General features: G+C 56.9%; 1 protein-coding gene. It reads left to right on the forward strand.

The annotated features are described in order from the left end of the window. Positions 1 to 22: 22 nt before the first annotated feature. Positions 23 to 497 (forward strand): TlpA disulfide reductase family protein (locus E5X34_RS32665; RefSeq protein WP_292088179.1); only part of this gene is annotated, 475 nt, incomplete at its 3' end.

The raw sequence follows: 497 nt of genomic DNA on the forward strand, positions 1-497 counted from the left end.
TGGAATGACTTTGGACACCAAGATGGAACTGCGTATGGGGTCCCCGGCTCCTGCGCTGAAAGTGGAGAACTGGCTGCGTGGCGAGCCCCTCACGAGCCTTCGGCCCGGCAAGGTCTACCTCGTTGAATTTTGGGCGACTTGGTGCCGACCATGTGTCCACGCCATGCCCCATTTGATCGAACTGCAGGAGAAATATAAAGACAGCGGATTTGAGATTATCGGAGTCGCAGCTTGCGAAAAGGCTGCAACCGCGGACGAAGCGCGGACCAACGTGGATGCCTGGCTGACCGAGAAGTTCCCGAATCTGAATTATCGGACAGCGTTCGATTGCACTGGCGAAATGAAAAAGCTCTGGCTGGAACCCAGCTCTTCGTTCGGGATTCCCACCTCGTTCGTGGTCGACCGCGACGGCCACATCGCTTATATCGGCCACCCGGCACCTCTCGATGACGTTTTGCCGAAAGTCCTTAACGGCAGCTGGCGCAGCAGCTATGAAG

Origin of the sequence: Mesorhizobium sp., from assembly GCF_004963255.1 — a bacterium.
Classification (GTDB): domain Bacteria; phylum Pseudomonadota; class Alphaproteobacteria; order Rhizobiales; family Rhizobiaceae; genus Mesorhizobium.